We start from the raw sequence: 25,044 nt of genomic DNA, 5'->3' as shown, positions 1-25,044 counted from the left end.
GCCCCCTTGCCGGGGCCCTACCTCCTAGCGTCGTTCCCAGCGGACCTCGCCGCCAACGACGGTTGTGAGCACCTTAGTGGTCGGAAGTACCTCGACGTAAGGATCGGTGTCGACGGCGATGAAGTCGGCAAGTTGGCCGGGAGCGAGGACTCCCTTGATCTGCTCTTCGCCTGCCGCGTAGGCCGAACCAAGTGTGTGTGCGGTGACAGCCTCAGCGATACTAAGCCGCTGTTCCGGCTGCCATCCGCCAGGCGGCGTGCCGTCCGGTCTCGTGCGAGTTACAGCGGCATGCAACGCGGCGAAGGGGTTCGGGTGCTCCACCGGAGCATCGGACCCGAATGCCAGGGGAACACCCGCGTCGAGCATGGTACGCCAGGCGTAGAAGGACAGGTCCTGCTCCGGGAGCAGTGACTCGACCAGGTCAATGTCACTGACGCAGTGCACCGGCTGCATCGAGGCGACTATGCCGAGCCTTCCCATCCGATCGATGTCCTGGCGCCGTAGGTACTGCGCATGTTCGATCCGGTTGCGCAGATGGCCATTTCTGCCGGCAGCCTCGTAGGCATTGATGACGAGGCGGTTCGCTCGATCGCCTATAGCGTGCGTCGCGACCGCGATGCCAGCCGCGTTGGCTGTAGAGATGAGCTCCACGAGATCCTCGTACGGGGTCACTGCGATGCCCGTATTCTCCGGATCCCCGGTAAACGGCTCGTGCATGTGGCACGTGTGCGACCCCAGCGCTCCATCGCTGAACAGCTTCACCGGACCGACACTGAACCAGGCGTCGCCCTGCCCAGTAGATCGGCCCTCAGCGATCGCTTCCTCCAGGTGCGTGACCGGAATGGCCTTATGCACCCTTAGCTTCAGCTCCCCCGCTCCGTACATCTCGAGGTACGTCGCACGGCAGTCCTCACCATCGATGTCGTGGATGCTGGTCAGCCCGAGCGCCAGAAGCTCCTCCTGAGCCGCACGCAACTGCGGTCGCAGATCGCCGCTGGCCATCAGCTTGCTCAGCTGGTGGGTTGCCGACTCACGCAAGATCCCGGTCGGCTCGCCCTGCCCGTCCCTGACGATCTGCCCGCCCACCGGGTCTGGGGTCTCACGGTCGACGCCGATCAGTCGCAATGCCATTGAGTTGGCCCATATGGTGTGTCGGTCGATGCTCGACAGCGCAATGGGCCGATCTGGGCAAACCGAGTCAAGCGCGCGTCGGTCGGGCTGTACCGGCCGCCGCCAGGTGTTGCTGTTCCACCCACTACCAAACAGCCACGTGCCTCGCTGAAGTTGCTTGGCATCCTCCGCAATCTGGCTTAGAGCTTCGTCCAGGGAACGAACATCCCGGAGATCCACTTCGCTCAGCCCGCGCGCGTAGAGGGCACTGTGAATGTGGCCATCACAGAATCCTGGCAGGACGGCCGCACCATCGAGATCCACCAACTCGGCGTGCATACCTGTGACCGCTCGTACTTCAACCTCGCTGCCAGCCGCGACGATCGTCTCGCCGTCGACAGCCAGCGCTTCGACCAGCGGCTTGTTGGGGTCACCCGTATAGACCTTGGCATTACGGAACACGCGCATCACTGGACAACCTCGCTACGAACCAACCACGAACGAACAATACAGAGCTAGAGAAACGGTAGATAGATCGCTATAGCGTTACAATTCTGGAGTGCAGCCCTCGAGCGGCAGTCGGGGTCGAGGCTGAGCCTCTACGCATGAGGTACAGACCCATCAACTGGCTCGCAGTTCAGGTGCTGCACCGTCTGCACCCGTGACTCACGCCCGTGTCTGCCGGCTTCAGCACCGGCCGGGCGGCGACTCACGTGCCGACCACTTGAGGATTGTCAAGACACCGGACCGATCGGCCAGCTCCGCGACCTCGCCGAGTCAGCGCCCGATCACCCGCGAGACCAACCCCAGCCTGGAACGTTTGTTTCAGGGCTACCGTGCTTCACGTACACATGTTACGTTTCTATCATACACCCGGCCGGACGGGCAGGTCCCAAGAATGCGACCGTATGCCACCGACTGAGAGGGGAGCAGGAAGTGCTTGAGCAAGCCAAGCGATACACCGGTTACACCGCGTACGAGTACCTCGAGGCGGGAAAGGACTTCAAAGAATTCGCGTACGCGAAGCAAATCGGCAGGGTCCCTCCCTACCAGGGGCTGGACCTGTCGGACGAGCAAGCTGCCCGCACTCGTCGACTGCTTCGCGACGAGATCGTGATCTCACTCCACGATCACGTACAGGTCTACCCCGAAGACTATTCCCACGTTCTCGAGTACGCCCGCCAGGGACGCGCGGCGACCGGCTACGAAGGCCTGTCACGCTCGGGCTTGTCTGCGGTCTTCGACAACGGCGGATTCAACTGCATCAGTAGCGATGTCGGCTGGAAGTACCAAGACGTCATCCAGGAGCTCGGCGTCCGGATGGCGGACATAGCCCATCAGGACTTCGTCATCAAGGCCGAGTCACTGAAGGATATCCGCTACGCACAGGAGACCGGCAGGGTCGCGCACATATTCGGTCTCGAAGCCGCGACAATGATCGAGAATGAACTGACCCGGCTGGACGTACTGTACGGAATCGGCGTCCGACAGATCGGCCTCACCTACTCGGAATCCGACATGCTCGGCGGCGGCCTGAAGGAACGATGTGATGGCGGGCTCACCTACTTCGGTGAGCAGGCAGTCGAGCGCATGAACAAGCTCGGCTTCGCAATCGATATCTCACACTGCGGCGACCGTACGTCTATCGACGTCATCAAGACCTCGACGAAGCCTGTCTTCATCACTCACACCGGCGCGCGCGCGGTCTGGCCGGTCCCCGGGCTGAAGCCAGACTCGGTGATCAAGGCATGCGCGGAGCGCGGCGGCGTGATCGGCGTGTACGCCGCCCCACACATGAACCTGTCTCAGGCTCATCCCGTGCACACCATCGAGTCGGTCATGGATCATTTCACTTACATCGTGGACCTGGTCGGCATCGATCACGTGACATTCGGCCCCGACACCTACTTTGGCGACCACGTCGGGTTGCACAAGGCGTTCGCTGCCGCGATCTCCATGAAGGCTCTGACCGAGGGCCCCTCGTTCCAGAGGGTGGAATACGTCGACGGGCTGGAGAACCCGGCCGAGTGCTTTCACAACATTATCGGCTGGCTAGTCAAGCACGACTACTCCGATGACGAGATCCGCAAAGTCGTCGGCGGCAACACCCTGCGGGTCCTGGAAGAGGCCTGGGTGTAACCGCTGCAACCGCGGCATGCGTGCCCATCGCTGAACGAACTCGCGATCGTGCACGCATCGTCGGCGGCAGGCTGTGCCTGCCGCCGGGACATCACCTGACGAAGCTGGCCACCGTGAGCGAACACATCCATGGTCCTCCCGGAGCGGCTGCCCCCTGAGGTCAAAGTCCTGGCGGCGGCTTCACCGGCTGACTGAAAGAACTGTCGGCGTACTCCTGAACGTAGGTCGTACGCCGACACGGGGTCAGCAAAGCGGCAAGCCCCGGAACGACCTGTGCTGGGGAGCCATGGGCGTCGAGGAGGAACAGGACGGCCGGGTGACCTCCTTCGCCGGCTACCTGGCGGACTGGCTGCTGGACGCGGCCGTCGAATACCGATTGAGCGGCCCGACAGGGCGGCACTGATGACCCGGCGGTGCCGGACCGACGCGGACAGTCGGCCCGGCACCGCCGTTCCACACCCGCCCGACCGTCTGCTTGAAGGAAGAGCACGGGAAAGGCTCGCAGCCGTGCGCGACGTCGCCCCCTGGCCCGCTGCGGAAGCCTTGTTCCACCGGCCTCCTCGTACACGGCGGCCGTCCGCCGGATACAAGCGTGCATCGCGGCCGGTGAGGTGTACCAGGCCAATCTGTGCCGGGTGCTGTCCGCGCCCATCGGGCCGGAGGCGAACGTGGACGCGCTGACCGCGCTCCTGGCGCGCGGCAACCCGGCGCCGTACGCCGGGACGGTCCGGCTGCCGGGACACGGCGCGGAGATCGCCACCGCCTCGCCGGAGCTGTTCATGCGCCAGCGCGGGCGGACGGTGGAGTCGGGGCCGATCAAGGGCACCGGACGCACCGAGGCGGACCTGCTGAAGAAGGACTACGCCGAGAACATAATGATCGCGGACCTGGCCCGCAACGACATCGGGCGTGTTTGCGCCACGGGTAGCGTGAGCGTCCCCGACCTGTGCGCGCGGCGGAGAAGCATCCGGGGCTGGTTCACCTGGTCTCTACAGTCCGGGGCGAGCTGCACGGCGAGGCCGGCTGGCCGGAGCTGCTGGCCGCCGCCGTCCCGCCCGGATCGGTCACAGGCGTGCCGAAGTCGAGTGCGCTGCGGATCATCGAGGCCCTGGAGACGGTCCCGCGGGGTCCGTACTGCGGGGGCATCGGCTGGGTGGACGCCGACCGGGAAGCGGGCGAGCTGGTCGTCGGGATCGGCACGTTCTGGGCCACCCGGCTGCTCGTGGTAGCGGCAGAGGGAGCCGAACTCCCGTGGACGTGCGGACGACTTCTCGACAACGATGGGGGTCAACCTCAGACCGACGTTGCGCTAAACCCATCATGTTACGCAATGCGCACCGAGGTGGCCCGATGATTCCCGTGTGCCCGCTCGCCGAACTGCCCCGCGCCAAGGCGTTCCGGCTGGAGAACGACCCGCCCGTCGCCGTCTTCCACACCGAGGACGGCGACGTGTACACGATCGACGACACCTGCACGCGCCAGGACGCCTCGCTGTTCGACGGCTGGCTGGAGGGGTGCGAGGTCGAATGCCCCCTGTGCGCTTCGAAGTTCGACCTGCGCACCGGCAACGTGGAGGCTCCGCCGGCCTGGCTGCCCGTGCCCACCCATCAGGTCGTCGTCGAGGACGGCATGATCGACGTCAGGCTCTCCGAGACGCCGCCGAACCTCCCGCCGTCCTGCGTCGCCGCCCGGCTCGGCGGCGTCCGGTTGCCGGAGCCGACGTGTGAAGACCATGGCGGTCGTCGGCGCCTCGTTCGCCGGACTGTCGGCCGTGCGTGCCCTGCGCGCCCAGGGCTACGACGGACAGCTCGTCATCGTCGGTGACGAGCCGCACCACCCCTACGACCGGCCGCCGCTGTCCAAGGAGTTCCTCTCCGGCCGGATGGCGGAGTCCGAGCTCCGGCTCGAGGCGGACGGCGAGGAACCGGGCGCGCAGTGGCTGCTGGGCGCCTCGGAGTGTCCCGCTCCGGCTTCTGCCGACACCGGGCGACGGCACCGGCCCTCGCCGTGCGCCAAGCCGCCGAGGAGAGGGTGGTTGCGGAGATCTGCGCAGAACACCGCGGCGCCTTCGACGCCCCGCGCGTGCATGACGAGCTCCGGTCGCGCGGGTGTGATGCCTGACGCCCAGCCAGACGTGGCACTGGGCCACTCCGACCCGCCGCCCAGCCCGAGACCAGGGCTTGATCAAGTTCCGGAGTCGTGCGGCTGGGTCGGGCCGTGACCGGTTGGGGCGCATAGCGGAGCAGGCACGGGCTTCGTGATCATTGGGGTGTCGAAGCTCAACGATCATGAGGTGGCCCGTGCCTGCCGCTGTATCCTCCCCTATCCCCGCCGTGCTGGTGAAGCTGGGTCCGCTGGACGGCGGCCGGGTCGCTGACCTGCGCCCCTACCTGGACCTGGTGCCCGACCCGCGTGCGCGGCGGGGCCGTTGGTACTCGCTGACCGCCATCCTCCTCATCTGTGCCTGTGCGGCCGTCTCGGGAGCGAGGAGCGTCGACGAACTCGCCGAGTGGGCGGAGCGGGCCTCGGACGCCCTGCTGACGGCCGTCGGCGTGCGCCGTCATCCGTTCCAGTGGCGCCGGACTCCCTCACGGACCACGATCGGGCGTGTCCTCCAGGCCGTCGACGGTGACGCCCTGGACCGGGCGGTCGGCGCCTACCTCACCGGCCGGCACGACGCCGCCGGGGCCGGGGCCGGACCGCGTCGCGTGATCGCCGTCGACGGCAAGGCACTGAAGGGATCGGCCCACCTGACCGCCACCCGCCGGCACCTGCTCTCCGCGGTCACCCACCACCGGACCTTGACCCTCGCCCAGGCGGAGGTGGGAGCGAAGACGAACGAGACCACGCACTTCCGGCCCTTGCTCGAGCCGCTGGACCTTCAAGGAGCTCTCATCACCTTTGACGCGCTGCACTCGGTCCAGGCGAACGTCACCTGGCTGGTCGAGACCAAGAACGCCCACTACATCGCGGTGATCAAAGCCAACCAGCCGACCGCACACCGCCAGCTCGCGGCCCTGCCCTGGCGGGACATCCCGCTCCAGCACACCACGACCTCCACCGGACACGGCCGCCGCGAGTCCCGCTCCGTCAAGGCCTGCGGCATCGCGGACGAACTCGGCGGGATCGCCTTCCCCCACGCCCGTCTGGCCGTCCGCGTCCATCGCCGCCGCAGGCAGACCGGCCGACGCGAGACCCGCGAGACGGTCTACGCCGTCACCAGCCTCGACGCCCACCAGGCCGGCCCCGCCGAGCTCGCCGCCGCAATCCGCGGCCACTGGACCGTGGAAGCCCTGCACCACGTGAGAGACGTGACCTTCGCCGAAGACGCCTCCACCGTCCACACCGGCACCGCACCCCGGGCCATGGCCACCCTCCGCAACCTTGCCATCGGCCTACTCAGAACCCTGGGAGCCGACAACATCGCCAAAACCACCCGCGCAATCCGCGACCAACCCGAACGAGCACTCCCACTCCTGGGCATCACCAACAACCCAGGAACCAAGGGAACTTGATCAAGCCCTGGCCCGAGACCGGCTCACGGGAGCCAGACGCTCCGGAGCCACCGAGGTGCCCCAACCAAGCGAGTGAGCTGGAACCGACTTGAGCACGGCGATCGAGTCCCAGAACGCCGGCTGGCTTCACTCCTCAAGCTGGGTGAGTCTCCGGGGTGCCGTCGCCGGACGTGCACGGTATGTCAATCAGCTACAGCTTTACGCGGATACTGCCTCCGTCGGAGAGAATCTCGGTGCCAAACGGTTTCGACAAGCGGGCAAGGTCACTGAGCACCGCCTCTGCTTCGTCAGCCTTGGCCAGCATTGGGCGCCCGCGTTCTGGCGCCGGGCGATCATATCCAAGCGCGATCGGATGGATATCGACAGCAGTCAGCTCGTGATTTTCATATGTCAGAACGGGCACGAAGGCGCGCCAGTACTCCGCGTTGTCGGCAAATCCGAGGGAGGATCCGCCGAGGACCCTGTAGGGCGGTAGATCTGGGTCTGCGGAAAGCACGTCATACGTATGCGAGGACAGCGTGCTCATAAGCTCGAACTGGCCGACAAAGTTGCCCAGGCTGTAAAAGATCGGCTTGCCCCTGTAAATTTCGACGCCGCGGATGCGGTGCGGACCGTGGCCGACGACAAGATCAGCGCCGGCGTCGATGGCGGCTCGCGCGAATTCGACGAGGAACTCGGCTGGGGCGGTCAGAGTTGTCCCGACCTCGTGAGAGTGCACGCTTACGATCGCGATGTCCGACCTAGCCTTCGCTTCGCTCACCCAGTACCTGAGCCTTTCCAGGTCGGACGGCAGGCACGTGGTCTCGACGTACGGCTCCTCGGCAACGAAGAATGAGGAGTCGAACATCAGGTGGTTGACCCCGTCGGCAGGCGGCAGAAAGCGCAGTTCCCGCGCATAGTCCACCAACTGCTCTAGCCCCAAATCCCGGTGGATCTTGGACAGCTCAGCCAGTTGATGCTCAGTGACGCCCATCCGCAACCGGTGGCGCAGCGGGTTGAGCCCGGGGCGCCCAGCCATGGAGTCCGAGGGACGCGTCGCCTCGTCACCCGAAGTGAAGGTGGACGAGTATGCGATCACCGACACGCTGCCATTGGGCTTGTCAATATAGGTGGGCATGGAGGCTTCGGCGAGGGTCATGCCGACACCTGCGTACTTCACACGCCGCTCGCGGAGACCCTTGACGGTGTCCAGCATGCCTTCAACCCCAAGGTTGAGCATGTGGTTGTTAGCCATTGCGGCGACGTCGATGCCAAGCGTAACTAGTTCGTCGAGAACCGAGGCGGGGGCAGCAACGGTAGGAGTGAGGGTCCCTGAGGTGTGGTAGCTCCGCAGGTCGCTTGCAACGACCTCGAGGTTCGTGAAGGCAACGTCCGCGCCTTGTATCAGCGTCTGCAGTTGGCGCGCATTTTCGTCATCGCCGATGACACTGCCGCGGGTGATAATACTGTCACCCGAAAGCGCGAGAGTGAAAGTCATGCCCTTTTCCATTCTAGTGCTTGGCCCACTTTGACAGGCACCGCAACAATTCATGACCAACGCTGACCATCCGGTTAACGTCATCGGCTCGAGCGTTAACCCGGTCTCAAATTGAGTGAGACGGTACCCATATTTCCGCTGCGATGCCGGTCAGCCGACGATCCATTCCAGCCATGTAGCTGTTATCAGGAATGCATACTTAGCCTTAGAGGCAGGACTCGGTGCATGCACCCATGATCGGGAACGAGGCGCGGAACGACGCCTTCCGGGTTACGTCATGTACCGATGGCACCACCTCACAGCACGCACCTGCTGTCGTTGGTAATCCTCGCACGCGTCCCTCTCAGCGACCGGGCGAGGTATGTCTTCCCCAACCATTCGGCGAGATTCACTGCGTTGTGAACGAGCGGCGCGCCTCGCCGCCACGAACTACGGTCGTGCGTGGCGGTCGAGCCCGAACTTGCGCTCATGGGTTCAGCCTCGTAGGACCTCTACCGGCGCTACATGAACGGGGCTTGCAGCAAGCAGTTCGGCTACGAGGCGGGCGGCGAGGGTGCTCACCAGAAGCACCGGCCGGCTCGCGGCGGCCGCCGCGGCGGCGCGCATGGGCTCGTCGTATCCCATGCAGTCAAGCACGATGATGTCACAGCGGTCGGCGATTCCCGCAGCGGCGGCCTCGATGGAAGAAAAGTCGTCGTTGCTCGGATGAGCCACGCCGAATGCCGAGACTGGCCGACCAAGCGACTGTTCCCATGCCGGGCAGCCGCTGTTGACTTGCTCAGCCAGCGGCCGGATGATGCCGACCCGTGCTTCAGCGCCGAGTGCGGCGACGCCGTGGTGGGCGAGAGCCTCGGGGAACATCAGGGGGCGCTTGTGGGGGAACTGCGGGAAGGACCCGCTGCAGGCGACGAGGGTGACTTCGACCTGGTCGTCCTCGGCCCGTGCGACCGCACGCGCCAGGAAAGGGACGAGTCGGTCATGGCTGACCACAACGTCGTTCCCGTCCGCGAGACGCACAAGGGTTGGTTCCTCGCCGTCGCGCGGGGCAAGCCGTTCGAGCTCGTTAGGAGGTAGGCCATCGAGCGCGCCGTACTGGACGATCCGGCACTCGGGCAGCACAGATGTCATCTGTTGTACGAAGTCTTCCTGCGGCGCTTGGCCGACGTACACGATGCCAAGTGTTGCCATCGCGTTCACCTCTTTCTGAGGACTGTTAGAAACAGCGATCATCGGCATTGATGCGAAGCCATCGAGGCGGGTGAATCCGGAATGTCGCTGCGGAGTTCAGCACACCCATGAAGGGGCTGCTGACGTAGGCCTTAAAAGGGCTCGCTGATTCTCATCCTCGCCTTCTCTTTCGTGACGAACTGGGGTTCTGGTTAAACCCATACCTCTTCCAGGGCCCTCAGGGTGTTGCCGCCGACGACCTTGCGGATCTCGTCATCGGAGTAGTTGTTCTTGACCAGCCAGCCGATGATGTTGTAGAAGCATTCAGCCGGGTTCTCCAGCCCGTCGACATAGTCCACACGCTGGAACGATGGCCCCTCGGTGAGCGTGTTCATCGCCAGGTTATGGGCGAATGCCTTATGGATTCCGACGTGGTCACCGAAGAGGGTATCGGGACCGAAAGTCACGTGATCGATGCCGACTAGATCCACAATGTGCGTGAAGTGATCCATGACCGACTCGATGGTGTGCACGGGATGAGCCTTCGACATGGTCATGTGCGGGGCGGCGTAAACCCCGATCACCCCACCGCGTTCTGCACATGACTTGATCACCGAGTCTGGCTTCAATCCGGGGATCGGCCATACTTCGCGCGAGCCGGTGTGCGTGATGAACACCGGCTTCGAGGAGGCTTCGATGACATCAATCGCCGTGCGGTCGCCACAATGCGAGATATCGATTGCAAAGCCGAGCTTGTTCATCCGCTCGACTGCCTGCTCACCGAAGTAGGTGAGACCTCCGTCGCCGCGTTCGTTCAGACCGCTGCCGAGCATGTTCGTTTCGGAATAGGCGATGCCGATCTGTCGGACGCCGATACCGTACAAAATGTCCAGCCGGTTCAGTTCGTTCTCGATCATCGTCGCGGCTTCGAGACCGAATATATGCGCAATCCTGCCGGTCTCGTGCGCGTAGTGAATGTCCTTTAGCGACTCGGCCTTGATGACGAAGTCCTGATGCGCCATATCGGCCATCCGGACCCCGATATCTTGCAAGACGTCCTGATACTTCCAGCCGGCGTCGCTACTTATGAGGCAGGCGCCGTCCATGCCGTTGTCGAACACCGCGGTAAGGCCGGAACGTGACAGGCCCTCATAGGCAGTCAGCTCGCGCCCCTGACGGATGGACTCCCCCAGGTTGGACAAGTCACTAAGAGAAACCTGCACGTGATCGTGGAGTGAGATCACGATCTCGTCGCGAAGGAGCCGACTAGTGCGGGCGGCTTGCTCGTCCGACAGATCGAGCCCCTGGTATGACGGCACCCTGCCGATCTGCTTCACGCGCGGGAAGTCTTTGTAGTCCTTCCCTGCCTCAAGGAATTCGTAAGCGGTGTAACCGGTGTAGCGCTTCGCGTGCTCCAGCATTGACTGGCCTCCTTATTCATTCGGTAGAAATTCTCGGCCCGCATCAGGGGATGCCGACCGCGGCAAGTTGAACGAGCCGGGTTGAGCAAGTCTGTGGGGCCTTGAGCTAAGTAATCTCATTCGATGTGTTCATCAGAGAGAAAGGCGGCGCCAAACCCTCTCATGGCGCGATCAACGACGAAGGGACACCCTGCGCATCACGGCTGGCTCCAGACGCGAGGGCGGAAGCGGCAACAGACCTACCGGCTTGTCGCACTGCCACCGACCGCATCCGCGCGTTGGGCTGGTCGACGCGATCCGCCGGTTGTTCGAACAACGTACAAGCGGTGCCGTGTACCCGCGGGTCCTGTTCGGTGGTGGGCTGCTTGGTGACCCGTTTTCATCTGACCTGCTCTCACGGCGACCGGATCAAGGAAGTCCGACGTCACCTCGCCCAGGCCCGGCGCGGGGTTCGGGCCCCTGCCTGAAGCTTGCACTTCGCTCGCCGAGGCGGCAATCGGGCAGGCTGGCGATGCCCCGCCGCTTGTATTGGGTCCTTTCACATACCCATCGACCTGGCGCCGAAAGCAGCCCTTGGGGCGTCGGTTGAGACCCTGCAGGCAGGCTTGGGTAACAGTCGATGCGCCTGGCGCCGGCCAGCCCTGCTGCGGCTTCCGCCGGGTGCCGCGAACGCGTTGAAACCGTCGCGCTGAAGCAACCGATACCCGCGAGCTCATCAACCGGCAGCAACACGCCGCAATGCTCTGACGTGAGGCGCGGGGCTATCCATCCACGCACTCCAGGATGTCGACACACACGATGAATGGACCTGATTGCCGGAAATGCAGACATCGCACCTCGCTTCAAGCCCTACCGAAGCAGTCGTTACAAAGCTCGGCACTCACCGGTAAACTTGTTACGACTGTAACAGGACCATAGGGTCGGAGGGAAGACCAGGCGTCGCACCTCCTCGTTTCTGGTGGGCTCCGTGCAGTGCCCGCGGCGCAAGTCCGGCCTGGCTGGAGTCGAGCCTCAGCCAGGCCATCGGCACGGATGCTGGATGGCCTGGCTGGCCCTGGGCAAGATGTGCCGGCCCTCAGGGCATCGAGCTCGGCACAGTATTTCCTTACCGGGAGTGGTCGGCTCCGGAGCGCGGCTGCCGGACGGACCAGGCGAAAGCTAGGACGAGTAGGGCCACCAGGGCACACCCGGCACAGGAAAGCCACACAATGGCGTATCCGGTCACCGATGGGGCCCCAGTGCGGGCCAGTGTGAAGCTGGACAACAGCGTGCCGAAAACCGCCGTCGAGATGGAACCGCCCAGAACCCTCAGCGTACTGTAAGTCCCAGAGGCGATGCCGACCTGGTCGTGCGGCGCGGCGCCAGAGATGTGAGCTGGAAGGCAAGCCAGTAGCAGACCGACCCCGAACCCGGTCAGCAGCGACGCCGCCACGATCATCCACAGCGCACTATGGAACAGGGCCATGCTCCCGTACCCGACAACGCTGAGTCCCATCCCTAGCAGCAGGGAGCCACGCGTCTCGATCCTGGTGGCAAGGGGCGCGAAGAGCACCGCTCCGACGACCGAGGCCAGAACGTAGGCAGCTACCACCATGGAGATCGAGGAGGAGGACAACCCGAAGCCATAGCCAACGGTCTCCGGTTTCGCTGCGAGGAAGGTAACCATTGGCACCTTGGTACCGAAGAGCAACACGCCGTACAGGAGTGTCGCCACCAGAGCCGGCCACATGGTCCGCGTAGCGAGAAGACGCATATCCAATAGCGGCTCATTCGCGTGTCGCTCCCACGCGACCCAAGCGACCAGGACCAGCAGGCCTATCACCAGGCCCGCCCAGGTTGTGCTGGCGGTCCACCCGTCACGATGGGCTCGCATCAGCCCCATCAGCACCGACGTCATCGCGACGGAAAGTCCGATGATCCCGACCCAGTCGATCGCCCGGGTGGTTCGTATCGTGGACTCGGGGACAAAGAACGGAGTCCCGATCCCGCACAGGATGATCAACACTACCGGAACGGCCAGCGCAAGCCGCACGCTGCCGAAAGCTGACTCGAGGGGACCACTGATCAGTGTGCCGAGTAGATAGCCCCCGTTGAGTGCTCCCACCAGCAACCCGATCGCACGATTCGCGTCCGAGCCGGTGACCTTGTTCCGCACGAGGGCAATCTCAAGGGCGATCCAAACAGAGGCGGGTCCGAACAGGGCACTGCCAATGAGGAACACCGGGTACGAGGGAGCCACGCACTGCAGTGCCGCCCCTACGGCGACAGTCCAAATCGCGATGCTCAGCAAGCGGCGGTGACCGTACCGGTCACCAAACGCCGAAAAGATCGGCACCGACACTGCCGCGGACAGCAGCCCGGCGGTTTCATACCAGTTCAACGGTCCGGCACTCACATGCAAGACCTCGCCAATGCTGGCCAGGAGCGGCGGGTAGAAGCCCTGGGCCAGGCCGCTGACGAACTCGACGAAGAACAAGAAACCGACGACGGATCGCAGGCTCAGCGGTCTACCGGCTAGCGGGTCAGCTGCCGGCTGCGGGCGAAGAAGCATCATCGCCGCTCCTTTGTTTGACATCTTTGACAACGAGGGGTTTGGAAAGACAATCTGCCCAACGCGCTCTCGTCTTAGGACCATCCTCGCTACGGGTCACTCGCTGTGCCCGAGGGGAGAGGTTAAGAGCGTTACAACTTTCGCGCCACCACGGATGACGCGTCATGTTTATAACAGGGAAGGGCGCGCGACGGAAGGTGTCGCGCACCAGTTTTAGTACCACTGACGGCCTGCGCTTCCGACGCACCGCGGCGCTGCCACGGACTCCGTGACGTGGATCGGTGCCTACCAACCAACGTAATCGCAGCCGATGGCCTGCGGCCGGGACAGCCGACCCAGATGGTCACCAGGACGCTTGGCTCCAACGAGAAGGAACACGAGCACATCGTTGTGGGTGACTACCGCGGAGAACCGCCAGCGGTCTGTCATGACCGTCAGTAGCCAGTCAGGTGTGGACCCCTGATGCGTCGGCCGGGAACCGGGTATGGGCGCCAGCCAATAGCGGTCAGCTTGCCGCCAGCAGCGCCTCGTGCAGCCGCAGCACTCCGATACGGCAAGCACACAGTGCGCGAGCCGGTGGGCGTGCACCGTGATACCGCCCCGGCAGATCGGAAGACATTCCAAGGTGCTCAGAAGGGCTGGTCGTGGCCGCCGCAGTCAAGGCCGTGCGACGGGGGCGATTCTTCACCCCCAGCATCGCTGTCCGGCCAGTCAGTCTTCCTCTCTGCGGCGGGCATCACACTACTTCTTTCCCTGAATCGAGACGGCAGCTTGTGCCGGCTCAGTCGGCCGACGCAGGCGGATCGACCGACAGGATGGCCGCCAGTAGTGCCTTGGTATATGGGTGCTGCGGCGAGGCGTAGACCCGCTCCACGTCCCCGTGCTCGACAACTTCGCCACGATGCATGACCACTAGGCGGTCGCTGATTTCACGAACCGCCTCAAGATCGTGCGAGATGAAAAGCATCGCCGTGGACATGTCTCGCCGTAGCGCGGCGAGCAAGTCGATGATCTGGGCCTGGACCGACACGTCCAGCGCCGAAACTGGCTCGTCGGCAACGATGAGCTTCGGCTTCAGGACCAGGGCCGCCGCGATGCCGACGCGTTGACGCAATCCGCCGCTGAGCTCATGCGGGTACGCGCGGGCGTACCGGTCGTCGAGCGCGACCTGGCGGAATACCTCGCGGACCCGCGCGCGTCGCTCTGCCGGAGTACCTACCTTATGGATATCCAGCGGTTCCCTGATGATGTCTTCGACGCGCTGCCGCGGGTTCAGCGAGCTGTAGGGGTCCTGCAGGACTACCTGGATGTCGCGGGTCAGGGCGCGCCGCTCCTGTGAGCTGCGGTGCGTGACATCCCTGCCGTGGAAGACGATCGAACCGCTGCTCGGCGGGACGAGGCCGAGGATGATGCGGCCCAGGGTGGACTTTCCTGAGCCCGATGCGCCGACGACCCCGAGGATTTCGCCTGCGTCGAGGTTCAGCGAGATGTCCCGGACTGCGGTCAGGGTCTCGCTGCGTCCGGGGTATTCCTTGCATAGCGAGCGCACCTCCAGCAGATGCCCGCCTATCGTCTTGCTCACTGGTACAACACCGTCCTCGTGGCAGTCAGGCAGCTGACGAAGTGTCGGGGGCTACCCACGGTTAGCGCCCGTGGGCGTCGTCGGGTGGACGGGCGTGCCGGCGGCCAGGCAACGAGTCGAGCAGCTGCCTGGTGTAGTGGTGCTGGGGGTTGCCGAGCAGTCCGGTGGCGCTGTTGTACTCGACGGCTTGGCCTCTCCTCATGACCATCACCTGGGTGCACAATCGGGCGACGACGCCCATGTCATGCGTGATGAGGATCAACGTGCTGTCGGAGTCGTCCCGCAGGCCGCTGAGCAGGCCGAGGATCTCGTTTTGGACGGTGACATCCAGTGCCGAGGTTGGCTCGTCGGCGACAATCAGCGCGGGCCGGAGGGCAAGGTTCATCGCGATCACCACGCGTTGGTTCATGCCGCCGCTGAACTCATGGGGATAGGAACGCAGGAGGCGGTGCTCGATTGGGAGGCCCACGGCCTGAAGCCAGTGCTCCGCCTCGTCGCGGGCTTCCGCGCGCGTCAGTTGCCGGTGCTGTCGGAGCAGCTCCACGAACTGACTGCCGATGGTGAAGTAGGGGTCGAGCGCCGTCGTGGCGTTCTGCATGATCATAGAAATCTGGGGGCCGCGGAGCGTTCGCACTTGATCTTCCTGCAGGCCGATCAACTCACGTCCTTGGAATGCGATGCTTCCCGTGACCGCGGCGGACGGCGGTAGCAGCCCCAGAATCGCGAGCCCGACTGTGGTCTTCCCCGACCCGGATTCGCCGACGATGCCCAGGACATCGCCCGATGAGAGCTGGAAGGATGCGGAGTCGACGGACGGGGGGCCGGCGCTGTGGTAGCTGACGGTGAGGTCCCTGACTTCCAAGAGGCAGCTCATCGGTGCATCCCCCTTCCGCGCTTCGGGTCCATCCAGTCCTGCAGGTCGTCGCTGATGAGCGTAAACGCCAGCACCGCCACCAAAATCGCGATGCCAGGGGCGATGACCTGTACGGATGACGCGTCCATGAAGTCTCTGCCCGAGGACAGCAGGAGGCCGAGCGAGGGGGTCGGTGGCTGTGCTCCGAGCCCGACGAAGCTCAGCCCGGCTTCGAGGACGATGGAAACCGCCATCAGTACCCCGGCCTGGACGATGACCGGGCCCATGCTGTTGGGTGCAATGTGCCGTACGAGCAGGCGCCAGTGGGAGGCACCCCGGGCGCGGGCTGCCTCCACGAAGCCTTCCTTGCTCGTCTCCATGGCCTGGGCGCGCATTACCCGGGTGATGACCGGGATGTACCCGACGCCGATCGCGAGTGGCAGCGCCAGCGCTCCTGTCCCGACAATTGCAACGACGACAACGGCCAAGAGGATGATCGGGAAAGACATGAAGACGTCGATCACTCGCATTATCAGCCCGTCGATGAAGCGTGTGCTGGTCGCGGCGATCAGACCGAGCGGCACCCCGACGCCGAGGCCGACGGCCACGGCGCCCAGCGCCACGGTCACAGAGATGCGGTATCCAGTGGCCACTCGGGCGAGCAGGTCACGGCCGAACTGATCGGTGCCGATCAGGTGCCCGCTTCCGGGGCCAGTGAGCATGCGGTCCGAGTGCATCACCGTTTCGGCGCCGGGTGACAGGATCGGCACGATGACCGCGATCACTATGATCAGCAGGAGCAGACTGAGTCCAGTCAGCAGCGAGCCGTTGTGTCGGATGCCCCGCCACCTGCTGTGCACCTTGACACCGGGCCCCGCGCCGGGCAGTTGTTCTGTGAGCGGCGAGGCCGTCCCGCCGCTCGGGCCCACCAGGTTACTCATCCGGTCTGCCTCCTCAGCTTTGGGTTCAGCGCCAGGTAGATCAAGTCGGTCAACAGGTTCATCAAGATGAACCCGGTGGCGAAGACCAGTACGGAGGCTTGCATGACCGGGTAGTTCCGGGTCAGCACAGCCTGCACAACTCCTTGTCCCAGCCCTGGTATGACGAACATCGTTTCGATGACTACGGTCGCGCCCAGGAGGTAGCCGGCCTGCATGCCAGCCACGGTCACGATCGGCATCGCAGCGCTGCGCAGCGCGCGCCGGAAGACAATCGCGCGCTGTCTGATGCCCAGAGCCCGGGCGAAGACAATGTTGTCCGCCTGCAGTGCCTTGATCATCGCGGCCCTGGTGACACGGGACAGTACGCCGGTGAAGCCGAGGGCGAGCGCCCACGCTGGAACGGCCAGGGACTGCAGGTTCTGAAGCGGCGAGACACTGAGCGGGACGTAACCCGACGGGGGCACCAGCCTGAGTTCCAGGGCAAACAGAAGGGTCCCAAGGATGCCGAAGACGAAATCCGGTATCGCGATGGTCGCCACGCTGACCAGCTGGATGATCCGGTCGGTCCAGCCGCCACGACGGACTGCCGCGATCACGCCCGCGGGGATTGCGAAGAGGACAGAGAGCGCGAAGGCCAAGGCCGCTAGTTCGAGCGTCACGGGCAGTCGGCTCATCATCTCGGAGCTGATGGAATGGCTGGTGATGTAGTCATGGCCGAAGTCACCGTGGAAAACGATCTGCGACAACCAGGCTATGTACTGGACGTAGATCGGCTTGCTGAGACCGAGGTCCTCCCGGACCTGCCGCTCCAGTGCCGGAGTGGCGGTGGGGCCGAGAATGGCGTTCGCTGGGTCGCCGGGGATGAGCCGGAGAACCAGGAAGACGACGAGCGAGGTACCGAACAACAGAGGGATGGCCATCAAAAGCCGACGTTTGATCATGCCGATCTCCGCAGGTCCTCGCATCGGATTTCGAGCGACGGAAGCGGCGTGGAACCGTGCACCGCCGGCATTGTCCAGTACTGCTGATTCTGGATTGCGAGAGGTATCTGGGGCGCCTCTTCTGCCACCGCTCGCACCAGCTCCGGATAGTACTTTTTGCGCAGCTCCTGGTCTGACTGGAAGGTGAACTTTGCCAGTGCGGAGTCAATTGCCCGACTCTTACATCCGGTCCAATTAAACGGCGACGTGGAGAGCACGGTAGGATAATAGATGTGCGCCGGGTCCAGCGTAGCCGACCAGTAGATCACGCTCAAGTCATAATTCAGCTTGGATATCTGGCTGAACCACTCCGCCGAGGAACGCGTCTCGATGCGCAAGCCGATATCGATTTTCGACAGCTGTGCCTGCAGGACCTGCGCAATCGATGTGTAGAGCGGAACCTCTGCCTGGGTGAGGCACGAGACCTGCAAGTGCCGGACACCTGCCTGCCTCATCAAGGATTTGGCCTTGTCAAGGTCCGGACCGTGACTATACGGGTTCACACCGCTGTAGAACGGGTGCCGTCTGGCCACCGGCTCGGCCGATGCTTCCGCTGTGCCGAAGAACGCGAGCTTGACGATCTCTTCCCGGTCGATAGCCCAGGCAATGGCCTGGCGAATCCGCACGTCATCGAGTGGCGGCTTGGAGCAGTTCAGAAGCAGGAGGTACGGAAAGGCCGGCAGCGCAGGCGTGTGATTGATGGCGCTGGATCTCAGCAGGCTGGAGGTTCGGTGCGGAGGAACGGCCTGGATCCAGTCGAACTGGCCGGTCTGCAACCCAACCAGGCGGGCGGTGTCATTGCCCACCGAGGTGAATGTGACCTCCTCCAGGTAAGGACGGTCCTGCTTGAAGTACTTGTCCCACCGTTCCAGCGTCACATGGCTGTTGGGTACCCACTCCTTGAGCCGGTAGGGGCCGCAGCCGAACGGCGTGGTCGTCGGGTCGTGAGAGGTGATGGCCTTTTCGTTCGTGATACCGAAGGCGTACGCGAGAGTAGCCTCCAGCGGGCCAAACGGTCTGCTCAGGTGAAGCCGGAACCTGTGGGTGCCCAGTATTTCGGTCTTCCCGAAGAATTCGAAACTTGGCCCCAGGGCCTGGGTTTTGATCCGCTGGAGGGAGTATGCGATGTCTTTCGACGTGACCGGCTCGTCATTCTGGAAGACGGCGTTGTCGACGATTTCAAAAAGCCAGGTCCTGTGGTCCTCCTGCAACCATTTGGCCGCGAGATTCGGATGATAGTTGTAGTCCGCGTCGACTGTGAGGAGCTGGCTGAAGATGTTCTGGTACACCTGAAGCGACGCGTAGAGCTGGCCTTGCGCCGGGTCCATATTGACGGGGATGTCCTGGATCGCGAGGTTCGCTGATCCGCTCCCGGCGGCGCGTACGGAAGCGTTTCCTCCCGTCGGGGAGGTGCTGGGGCCGCCTCCCGAGCAGGCGGTAAGTGTGCCGCCCCCTACAGTAGCGGAGACGATCGTCGCGCCAACACCCTTCAGCACGGTGCGGCGGTCTATGGCGTGAGCAGGCACGATACCTCGCTTCGGAATCCTGTCTTTGAATCATGTGTTACGGATTCATCAACTACGCCGAAAAAGTGTCATGACGGTAACAGGGGATGGGTTGCGGCGGAAGAGAGGCGACTGCTCAATCTCAGATCGGTTGGCCTCTGGAGTCCATCCGCCAGGCTCCCCGGATGCTCCCCAGCCCGGGCTGCCGGCTCAGCAACCGACGACCGGGATCGAGGTCTGGTCGACAATCCTCTGTGAGAGGAGGAGTGCTGCCCGGCGGTGGCGGTCAAGGGGGTGCCTGAGCGGTCTTGTCAGCCACATCGCTGTTGCAACGGGCCGTTTTGATACTTGGTTCTGACGGACCATTACGCATGCCCATACCTAGACCGCGGCATGGGCGAGGACGCCGATAGGCGTCCATGGTCGGCCGCAACGCACCGGGTTCGGGCGAGCATGCGGCGGGTCTCCCTCACGCATGGCCGGCGCTGAGGAGGCCGTCTCGTCATCAGGCCCAGCGCCGCGGCCAACAGGACCGCTCACGGCGATCGGCGTGGCCAGCAGACGACGATGGCGAAGCGATCGAGCCGGTACATGGTCCAGCCGCGTGTCGGCGTCGGCTGCGTTCAAGCGTCGCCGACGCAGGCGTACTGGGCGAGTCTGGAGGAAGCCCCGCAGACCACTTGATCACACGATCACGGACTCCATGAAACTCGGAGCACCTCACAACGGCTATGGGCGAAACGTCGATCGACACCGCGGGCAGTACGACTCGAACCTGCCCGCGGTGTCGATCAGCCAGACGCGAAAGACCTTCGCGTCAGAGAGATACGGACTGGCTGCGGACCCAGGAGGGAGAGGACACACGGATCCGCCGCCTGGCGTACCGAAGCCCAGGCCACCACACAGCACTCCTGAGCGCCCCGCCCCGAGCCGCCGGGTCAATGTGAGCCCACCCGGCTCCGGGGCGCGACGATCACCGCAGCAGCTCTCCCTCCTCCCGCAGCGGGTCAGAAAACGGTCGGATTCCAGGGGGCGAGCGGGACGGAGAGCATGAGGTCGGCACGCTCGAGTGTGCCGGGCGTCAGTACTTCGACCCCGCTGAGCGCCAACTGCCGCAGCCGGTGGCCGCCTAGGTAGCACGCAGCCAGGGCTCGCTGCGAGATGCGCAGATCAGCCGACTTAGTAGTCGGCTTGCACTCGGCGTTGTTCCCATCGGTGTCAAGGACGAAACGGCCCGCCCCGTGGCCGCCGAGGCCGTCATCCACAACCTCGAGTACGACACGCCCGGGAACCGCGTAGCTGCGGGCTGACAGCGCGGCAGGGACATCGAGCAGTCGGATCCAGAGGAAGTCGTAGCTGCCGGCCGGTTCGAGCGAGCGTGCGTCCTGCAGCAGCCATCGGATCGGCTCGTCGATCGGGCGAATGCCGAGGTGTGCCTCCTCGACCACGTCGATCGCGCCGAGGTAGCTCCAGAGGTCGCGGTAGGCGGTGTCGTTGGCCGCGACGAACTCATCCACCTCGATCGCGCCGAGGCGCCCAGCCAAGTGGAAGTTGCGCGTGACCTTCCAGGCGATCAGGCCGTCCGGGCCGTCCGGCCCTTCGTGCAAGATCCAGTTCGGACGCTTGCCAACTGGCTCGTGGCCGTTCAACCCGAGGCGCGCGTCCCACCATGGAGCGCGCCGGTCGACCTGTCCAGGACGGAGCCGACGTGCAGCGTCGAAGATGGCGGCGGCGGTTCCGCTAAGCTCGGTTGCCTCAACCTGGCGAAGGGATCCGGTCGATACGGGTGGCAACGTCGCGCGTGGACGCCGGAGATGATAGTTGAATCGGGCGTTCACCACCGCTGGTGCGTAGCCGAACCGGCCGTAGATGGGCCACTCTGTGGCGATCAGCATGCTTAGAGCATCGCCGCGGTCTTTCGCTGCCTGCAGCGACTCGGTGATCATGCTGGTCAGCAAGCCGCGGCGCCGATGGGTGGCGGCAACCGTGACGTTGGTCAGTGCGTCGGCTTCGACGTCCCGCGTCGTGCCGTCTGGGCCGGGCACGGTCACCGTACGGGGCTGGGTCAACAAAGTCGCGACCCATCGGCCGTGGTCGCGGTAGCCCCATGTGCGATCGGCCAGCCAGGCATGTTTCCAGTATTCGACGCGGCTGGCGAAGTCATCGTCGTGCGGGCTGCGGAGCAGAGTCGTGGCCAGCGCGGCCGTCCAGTCACGTACCTCGTCGATGGGTACCGGATTGACAAGCTCCAGGGCTTGGTTATGTCCAGGCATCTGGCTCTCCAAGTGTGACGTTCATTCACCCGGTGGTTGGCCGGGTGGGGTGGTTCAGGACGCTGGTATCCGGGCTACACCCGTAGCGGTAGCGGGTGACCGGGACGTTGGGGGCCCGGTTGTTGGCGAATGCCAACGCTGGTCGCAGCACCGGTGCCAGCCTCGCGTCAGGAACCGCTTTGGCGGCGTATCCAGGTCTGACGCCACGGGTGCTAGTCGATCTGGGAATATGCGTTCTTGGGTCACTCCGTGGCGGAAGTGGTTCGCCCACCACTACAGCACCCTGTCGAGATGACATAGATGCTCATCGGGGAGATGACGACCCGGGCAAGCGATCTCGGTCTTGAAGTCCTCTCCGGCTTGTCCCTAGCAACAGACGGCCGGCACCAGCCCTTGTCGGACGGATCCGACAAACGCAAGCCGCTCGCGGTCTCCGCTACCTACGGGTGAGGGGCGCACCAGGAAACATGTACGGCTGGCAAGGCATGGCACCGATCCTGACGAAGACGAGGACATCGACGGGAATCACATGAATGCCTTTCCGCGTTCACCATTCGGTGTAAACGTCCCGTCCTCACCCACCAGAGCCAGCTCCAGCAATTCGTCGTCAGAGTTCGGCGGGGATGCAGCGGTCCCCGCCGATGAGCTGGACCATTGGCAGGTTCAGCATGCGTGCCCCTTCTTGAAGGTACGGGTCTAAGGATGCCGTTGGGATGGACGGTGATGCGGGGACCGCAGCCCACGAACTGGAGCTAGACGATCTCCTCGTCGGCGGGGGCGGGAAGCGTCCACCGCTCTGCGCGGCGAGGGTAGAGGTAGATGTAGTAGTACAGGTACCCGGCCGCGAGCATCGCCACGGACAGGCCGACTGGGACCCAGTCGGCCTCGACGGACTGGTAGAGCACGTAGGCCATGACGACGAGTATCACGATCGGCGACAGCGGGCCCAACGGCATGCGGTACAGGCCATGAGCGGTCGTGCCGCGCCGCCGTCCGACCAGCGCCGAGAGCGCTACCAGGACGTATAGCAGTGCGGTGCCGGCGCCCGTCGCCAGGATGAGCGTGTCCATGGGAACCAGCCAGGCGACGATCACCGTTACCAAACCGGTCACGAGCGTCGCGGCCACCGGCGACTTCCACTTTGGGTGCACAGTGGCGAGTGGCCGACCGACTAGGTCCGGCCAGGAGCCATCACGCGCTGAGCTGTACAGCAGACGGCTGATCACTAGGATGATCGCGATCAGCGCGTTGAAGACGGCGATAGCGATGCCAAAGCTGACCAGGGCGTTGATAGTGGGTCCACCGCGGCTAGTCAGGAATTCGTTGAGCGGTGCAGGCGACGAGAGGAGCCGGTGCATGTCGGAGGTTCCGAGGATGACCGACACGACCGGGACGAACTCCGCCACCACGGTAGCGGCGAACGAAATCACGACGGCACGGCCGATGGTCGAAGCCGCCTGTCGGGTCTCCTCGGCAAAGTACACCGCTGCCCCGTACCCTTGGTAGGCGAACAGCACCGTTGGAATGGCCGCCAGCACCGTCCCCGCGCCGACGGCGCTCAACCCTCCACTGTGGCCAGCCGACTGCGCTGTCCACAGCATGGTCACCGGCTGGCTGACATGGACGAGTCCGAGAACGGAGAGCACGAGCAGAGTGAGCATCTCCAAAGCGAGAAAGACCCCCGTCACCCAGGCGCTGGTACGGATGTTAAGGACCGCAGCCCCCGTGGCGAGCAGCAGCGCCACGATGCCCACTCCTGGGCCGGACACCGACGTCCACACGACGCCGAGGTAGTCACCGATCCCGAGTCCGATCACGGCGGTGCCCAGCAGACCGCAGACCAGGGACATCAACAGCAGTGCGAAACCTGTCGGCTTGCCGATCGTGCGGGCCGCAAAGGCGTACTCGCCACCGGTCAACGGGATGGCGCTGGACAGTTCCGCGTAGCAGAAGGCCGCGAAGAGCCCGATGACCGCGGCAACGATACACGCTAGCGCGGAGGCACCCCCGACGGCCCCGATCGCCGCAGGCATGATGATGAACACGCTTGACGCGGGGGTCACCCCCGACAGTGTGATGAAGATGGTCTCCTTCAAGGAGAGGGAACGAGACAGATCCTGCGCATACTTGGCGGGCGGGGCCGGCGGCCGGGCCGTCGCCTTGCCCGGTGTTAGCGTCGGTGCTGGTTCGGTCGGCTCGTCAATCATTAGCGTCTCCAGCTCTGTCAGCGGTTCGCGGTTCTTAGCGGGGCTAATCCACCTTGTCTCCTGGAAGCCTGGCTCAGGGTGCGCGTCAAGATGGCATCGCCAGCCCCTATGTCCTCGTGCAGGTGCCCGTGCCTTGCCCCCAGGGCGCTCCTCGGTCGGTGGTCTCGCCGACGCTGGTTTGGTACCGGATACCTCCCAGGCCTGCCTGGCCGTCGCTGTGGCTGCTTGCCATGGCTCAGCCAACCGGGACGGCCACGCCGAAGCGAGGTCCGCGATCAGTTATGAAATGACAGTTACAAAGAGCCGTCAAGGAGCCGAGCATGACTTGTTTATTTCAGTACCGGCACCGTGCTCTCATCGGGCAGTGCGATGCGACCATGTCCCGCGTGGCGGCCCGCCCCCATCACGCTCGGTCCTAGCACTCCAGCCGAACTTCCGTATTCCTCCTGGTCAACGACCTGGTAGAGGGGAGTGCATCGAGGGCTCGACACGGGCTGGACGGTTTAGGGCCGGCCGTCACACCAACGAGTGCTCGCGCCGCACGTGATGACACTGCCGCGAGCAGTCCGTTGTCGTGATCCACGGCCCGGCGGGGACTGCGTCCGCGAACTGCTCGGTCCGGTGGGCTAGAGAAACAGCTGGCAGCTCGCCGAGTATGCCAGTCACGCCCCCACGGCCTGCTGCACCTGCACCCCCCACAGCCGCTGGGACACCGACAGCCTGCGCGACGCCCCGCGGCCTACGTGGCCGAACAATTCCGCATGCCGGACGGTGTGTTGATCGTCGATGACACGGGACTCGCGAAGAAGGGCGCCGCCTCCAGAAGGGTGCACCGGCAGCACTCCGGCACGGCCGGGACTTGCTCAATAGCTCAACTTGCCCCGTCCCGAGGGACCGGGTTTGGAGGTAGTGCCCTGGCTGTTGGGTGGGCTCCTCCGTTCAGACACCCCTATGGGGTGGCAGGGACGCGTGACTCACGCCCCGCAGTCCACGTGTCCTGGCCTCTGCGGGCCAGGACACGGGAAGCGTTCCGGTCGGCGTGCGCAACGACGCCGCACGACCGGCATACGAACGTGGCTTGGGAGGTTCGGTTGAGCCGGTCCGCGTGGCCGCATTCCGCGCACTCCTTATCGGCCCGAAGACTCCGCCAGGAGTTCCCCGACCACATCCGCACGTACCTGCGGGGTGACCACTTCTGGTCCCCGTCCTACTTCGCCGCGTCCTGGGGCCAGGGTCGCGTCGTTCTCGTGATCGGTTCCGTTGCGGCGTGATGTCAGGGTTGCCTGGCTGATGGGGTTGTGTCAGTCGATGCCCAGTGCAGTG

Annotated in this window: 16 protein-coding genes and 4 pseudogenes; 7 read left to right on the top strand and 13 right to left on the bottom strand. The window is 64.4% G+C overall.

What is annotated here, in order from left to right:
• Window positions 1–24: 24 nt before the first annotated feature.
• Window positions 25–1,578: an amidohydrolase gene (locus tag AC07CM_RS43500; protein WP_478882089.1), complete on the bottom strand. Its 1,554-nt coding sequence runs from the start codon at window positions 1,576–1,578 to the stop codon at window positions 25–27.
• A 468-nt stretch (window positions 1,579–2,046) separates the two neighbouring features.
• Here AC07CM_RS43500 and AC07CM_RS43495 point away from each other — a divergent pair, with 468 nt between their 5' ends.
• The 6 genes and pseudogenes from AC07CM_RS43495 (at window position 2,047) to AC07CM_RS43470 (ending at window position 6,764) form a co-directional block, all read left to right on the top strand.
• A complete protein-coding gene (locus AC07CM_RS43495; RefSeq protein ID WP_478882088.1) occupies window positions 2,047–3,249 on the top strand; it encodes a dipeptidase in 1,203 nt (400 codons plus the stop codon).
• A gap of 557 nt (window positions 3,250–3,806) precedes the next feature.
• A pseudogene (locus AC07CM_RS43490) lies at window positions 3,807–4,465 on the top strand (chorismate-binding protein); the annotation flags it as partial.
• Between the two features lie 134 nt (window positions 4,466–4,599).
• Window positions 4,600–4,950: pseudogene (locus AC07CM_RS43485) on the top strand (bifunctional 3-phenylpropionate/cinnamic acid dioxygenase ferredoxin subunit); the annotation flags it as partial.
• Between the two features lie 22 nt (window positions 4,951–4,972).
• A pseudogene (locus AC07CM_RS43480) lies at window positions 4,973–5,197 on the top strand (FAD-dependent oxidoreductase); the annotation flags it as partial.
• Window positions 5,198–5,199: 2 nt separating this feature from the next.
• Window positions 5,200–5,358: pseudogene (locus AC07CM_RS43475) on the top strand (IS3-like element ISRhosp1 family transposase); the annotation flags it as partial.
• A gap of 191 nt (window positions 5,359–5,549) precedes the next feature.
• The gene (locus AC07CM_RS43470; RefSeq protein WP_478882087.1) at window positions 5,550–6,764 is read left to right on the top strand and encodes an ISAs1 family transposase; all 1,215 of its coding nucleotides are present in this window, start codon (window positions 5,550–5,552) and stop codon (window positions 6,762–6,764) included.
• A gap of 190 nt (window positions 6,765–6,954) precedes the next feature.
• Here the strand turns inward: AC07CM_RS43470 and AC07CM_RS43465 are convergent, their stop codons facing one another.
• From AC07CM_RS43465 to AC07CM_RS43410, 12 genes are all read right to left on the bottom strand, one after another.
• Window positions 6,955–8,241, bottom strand: a complete 1,287-nt coding sequence (locus tag AC07CM_RS43465) for a CapA family protein (RefSeq protein WP_478882086.1) — start codon at window positions 8,239–8,241, stop codon at window positions 6,955–6,957.
• A 474-nt stretch (window positions 8,242–8,715) separates the two neighbouring features.
• Window positions 8,716–9,477 carry an AroM family protein gene (locus AC07CM_RS43460; RefSeq protein ID WP_478882085.1) on the bottom strand — a complete coding sequence of 254 codons (762 nt, stop codon included), beginning with the start codon at window positions 9,475–9,477 and terminating at the stop codon, window positions 8,716–8,718.
• Window positions 9,478–9,620: 143 nt separating this feature from the next.
• Window positions 9,621–10,829 (bottom strand): dipeptidase, encoded by a 1,209-nt coding sequence (locus AC07CM_RS43455; protein ID WP_478882084.1) that lies wholly within the window; start codon window positions 10,827–10,829, stop codon window positions 9,621–9,623.
• 1,105 nt (window positions 10,830–11,934) lie between these two features.
• A complete protein-coding gene (locus tag AC07CM_RS43450; protein ID WP_478882083.1) occupies window positions 11,935–13,383 on the bottom strand; it encodes an MFS transporter in 1,449 nt (482 codons plus the stop codon).
• Window positions 13,384–14,161: 778 nt separating this feature from the next.
• A complete protein-coding gene (locus AC07CM_RS43445; protein ID WP_478882082.1) occupies window positions 14,162–14,962 on the bottom strand; it encodes an ATP-binding cassette domain-containing protein in 801 nt (266 codons plus the stop codon).
• Window positions 14,963–15,023: 61 nt separating this feature from the next.
• Window positions 15,024–15,824, bottom strand: coding sequence for an ABC transporter ATP-binding protein (locus AC07CM_RS43440; protein WP_478882081.1), 801 nt, complete (start codon window positions 15,822–15,824; stop codon window positions 15,024–15,026).
• Window positions 15,825–15,832: 8 nt separating this feature from the next.
• Window positions 15,833–16,756 carry an ABC transporter permease gene (locus tag AC07CM_RS43435; RefSeq protein WP_478882080.1) on the bottom strand — a complete coding sequence of 308 codons (924 nt, stop codon included), beginning with the start codon at window positions 16,754–16,756 and terminating at the stop codon, window positions 15,833–15,835.
• A complete protein-coding gene (locus AC07CM_RS43430; RefSeq protein ID WP_478882079.1) occupies window positions 16,753–17,697 on the bottom strand; it encodes an ABC transporter permease in 945 nt (314 codons plus the stop codon). Before AC07CM_RS43430 ends, AC07CM_RS43435 begins: the two co-directional genes overlap by 4 nt.
• Window positions 17,694–19,262 carry an ABC transporter substrate-binding protein gene (locus AC07CM_RS43425; RefSeq protein ID WP_478882078.1) on the bottom strand — a complete coding sequence of 523 codons (1,569 nt, stop codon included), beginning with the start codon at window positions 19,260–19,262 and terminating at the stop codon, window positions 17,694–17,696. Before AC07CM_RS43425 ends, AC07CM_RS43430 begins: the two co-directional genes overlap by 4 nt.
• Before the next feature lie 986 nt (window positions 19,263–20,248).
• Complete coding sequence (locus AC07CM_RS43420; RefSeq protein WP_478882077.1) at window positions 20,249–21,526, bottom strand: GNAT family N-acetyltransferase; 1,278 nt, start codon at window positions 21,524–21,526, stop codon at window positions 20,249–20,251.
• Window positions 21,527–22,266: 740 nt separating this feature from the next.
• Window positions 22,267–23,721: an APC family permease gene (locus tag AC07CM_RS43415; protein WP_478882076.1), complete on the bottom strand. Its 1,455-nt coding sequence runs from the start codon at window positions 23,719–23,721 to the stop codon at window positions 22,267–22,269.
• Between the two features lie 949 nt (window positions 23,722–24,670).
• Window positions 24,671–24,889 carry a zinc ribbon domain-containing protein gene (locus tag AC07CM_RS43410; RefSeq protein ID WP_478882075.1) on the bottom strand — a complete coding sequence of 73 codons (219 nt, stop codon included), beginning with the start codon at window positions 24,887–24,889 and terminating at the stop codon, window positions 24,671–24,673.
• Here AC07CM_RS43410 and AC07CM_RS43405 point away from each other — a divergent pair.
• Window positions 24,795–24,992, top strand: a complete 198-nt coding sequence (locus AC07CM_RS43405; RefSeq protein ID WP_478882074.1) for a transposase — start codon at window positions 24,795–24,797, stop codon at window positions 24,990–24,992. The two genes, AC07CM_RS43410 and AC07CM_RS43405, sit on opposite strands and share 95 nt — an antisense overlap.
• Window positions 24,993–25,044: the final 52 nt, after the last annotated feature.

It is taken from the genome of Streptomyces sp. NPDC044061 (assembly GCF_056434305.1).
Note: the sequence above shows the minus strand (reverse complement) of the source record. Positions and strands in the feature narration are given on the sequence as shown.

Bases quoted from the DNA above. Each gene is read 5' to 3' on its own strand.
- AC07CM_RS43500 (WP_478882089.1), bottom strand. From the start codon at position 1,578: ATGCGCGTGTTCCGTAATGCCAAGGTCTATACGGGTGACCCCAACAAG.
- AC07CM_RS43465 (WP_478882086.1), bottom strand. From the start codon at position 8,241: ATGACTTTCACTCTCGCGCTTTCGGGTGACAGTATTATCACCCGCGGC.
- AC07CM_RS43460 (WP_478882085.1), bottom strand. From the start codon at position 9,477: ATGCCGATGATCGCTGTTTCTAACAGTCCTCAGAAAGAGGTGAACGCG.
- AC07CM_RS43455 (WP_478882084.1), bottom strand. From the start codon at position 10,829: ATGCTGGAGCACGCGAAGCGCTACACCGGTTACACCGCTTACGAATTC.
- AC07CM_RS43450 (WP_478882083.1), bottom strand. From the start codon at position 13,383: ATGATGCTTCTTCGCCCGCAGCCGGCAGCTGACCCGCTAGCCGGTAGA.
- AC07CM_RS43435 (WP_478882080.1), bottom strand. From the start codon at position 16,756: ATGAGTAACCTGGTGGGCCCGAGCGGCGGGACGGCCTCGCCGCTCACA.
- AC07CM_RS43430 (WP_478882079.1), bottom strand. From the start codon at position 17,697: ATGATCAAACGTCGGCTTTTGATGGCCATCCCTCTGTTGTTCGGTACC.
- AC07CM_RS43415 (WP_478882076.1), bottom strand. From the start codon at position 23,721: ATGATTGACGAGCCGACCGAACCAGCACCGACGCTAACACCGGGCAAG.
- AC07CM_RS43410 (WP_478882075.1), bottom strand. From the start codon at position 24,889: ATGTGGTCGGGGAACTCCTGGCGGAGTCTTCGGGCCGATAAGGAGTGC.